This window comes from Paenisporosarcina sp. P5_A11, assembly GCF_056400705.1.
Window position 1 is genome coordinate 1 of record NZ_JBFUKT010000336.1, and the last position, 1,578, is coordinate 1,578.

At 41.3% G+C, this 1,578-nt stretch carries 3 protein-coding genes; all 3 read right to left on the reverse strand.

Going from position 1 to position 1,578, the window contains the following annotated elements:
- On the reverse strand, positions 1-814 hold an 814-nt coding region (locus tag AC1DOS_RS20050; RefSeq protein ID WP_477538899.1), incomplete at its 3' end, for a translation initiation factor IF-2 N-terminal domain-containing protein.
- A gap of 4 nt (positions 815-818) precedes the next feature.
- On the reverse strand, positions 819-1,139 hold the full coding sequence (locus AC1DOS_RS20055) for a YlxQ family RNA-binding protein (RefSeq protein WP_108584660.1): 321 nt from the start codon (positions 1,137-1,139) through the stop codon (positions 819-821).
- Entirely contained in the window at positions 1,136-1,414 is a 279-nt protein-coding gene (gene rnpM / locus AC1DOS_RS20060; RefSeq protein WP_108584658.1) for an RNase P modulator RnpM, read from the reverse strand. The genes AC1DOS_RS20055 and rnpM overlap by 4 nt, the downstream gene beginning before the upstream one ends.
- Positions 1,415-1,578 lie beyond the last annotated feature (164 nt).

The window sequence follows — 1,578 nt, forward strand, 5'->3', positions numbered from 1 at the left end:
CTGTTAATGATTCATAGAATGTAATTTTTTCTGGTAATTCTTTTTCTTTTCTTGGTACTGGTGGTGCTACTGGTTGACGGTTTTGTTTGCCTTTATTTCTTCCTCCAGCGCGGTTACCAGTTCCAGGACGGTGATTTCCGCCGCCAGCACGAGGGTTAAAGCTTGAACCCGGTGCACGGTTTGGACCAAAATTCTTCGCTTTAGTCTGAGTACCTTGTTCTTGATTGCGACCTTCACCTGAAGTTGCTGTTACAGGTTTTGTCTTATCGCGTGATGGAGTTGTAGCATTTGCTACGCCACGACTTTGTCCCACTGGTGCTTTTGGTCCAGTTGATTGAGTACCACTGCTTTGTTGTGGGCGGTTTCCTTGATAACCACTACCTTGTGGACGGTTTCCTTGAGTACCACTGCCTTGTGGGCGATTCCCTTGGTAACCAGAACCTTGTGGGCGATTCCCTTGAGAACTGCTACCTTGAGGACGGTTTCCTTGGTAACCAGAACCTTGTGGACGACTCCCTTGAGTACTAGAACCTTGCGGGCGAGTACCTTGTGAACCTGATCCTTGTGGACGATTGCCTTGATAACCCGAACCTTGTGGACGATCACCTTGCGGACGATTGGCATTTGTTGATGCAGGTTTTTGTGCAGGAGTAGACGTTTTTTTATAGACAGAGTCTAATTTAGAAACCGCATCTCCCTCTAAAGTCGACATATGATTCGTCACTTGTACATTTAATTTACCTAATTGATCGATAACTTCTTTACTTGTTTTATTAATTTGCTTTGCGTATTCATGAACCCGTAGTTTGGTCATTAGGTCACCCCCGATTAAATTCGTTGAGTAGTTCGGAAAGTTTTTTCGCAAAACCTTGGTCGGTTACTGCGAGTACCACACGGGCATCTTTTCCTGTAGCATGTCCGAGATCTGAACGATCACCGAATACATGTAACTCAACGTTGTAAGACTTACATTTATCTTGAATTTTTTTCAACGTATTAGCAGAAGCATCAGATGAGATAATAACAATCTTAGCCTGGCTATTACGAATAACTTTTACGACTAATTCTTCACCAGACGTTAACATTCTCGCACTGACAGCTAACCCGAGAAGTTGTAAAATTTGTTGCTTTTGTTTCATTTCAGTTGCTCTCTTTCAATCACAGTTAACAAATCATCAAAAATGCTCTCTGGTATTTTTGCTTCTAATTGGTTATCCAGGATTTTGCGTTTTTTCGCAATTTCAACTGCTTGTTTGGTTTTAGAAACATATGCTCCTCGACCTGACTTTTTACCCGTTAAGTCAACCGAAACTTCGCCTTCTTTTGATCGAACAATACGAATCATTTCTTTCTTAGGAAACATTTCGCCTGTCGCAACGCATTTTCGTAAAGGTATTTTCTTTTGACTAGACATCAAAATTCACCCTCTTCGCTTATTCTTCATCTTTGTAAAGATCGTAATTATCATCGCTATTATCTTCGAACTCTTCATCTATATCGCTAAAGCTTTCAGAAGCTTGAGCTGGATAAATACCAAGTTCGCGAGCATCAGTTTCACTCTTAATATCAATTTTCCAT

Coding starts and splice junctions, on each gene's coding strand:
- AC1DOS_RS20055 (WP_108584660.1), bottom strand. CDS start 1,139: ATGAAACAAAAGCAACAAATTTTACAACTTCTCGGGTTAGCTGTCAGT.
- rnpM (WP_108584658.1), bottom strand. CDS start 1,414: ATGTCTAGTCAAAAGAAAATACCTTTACGAAAATGCGTTGCGACAGGC.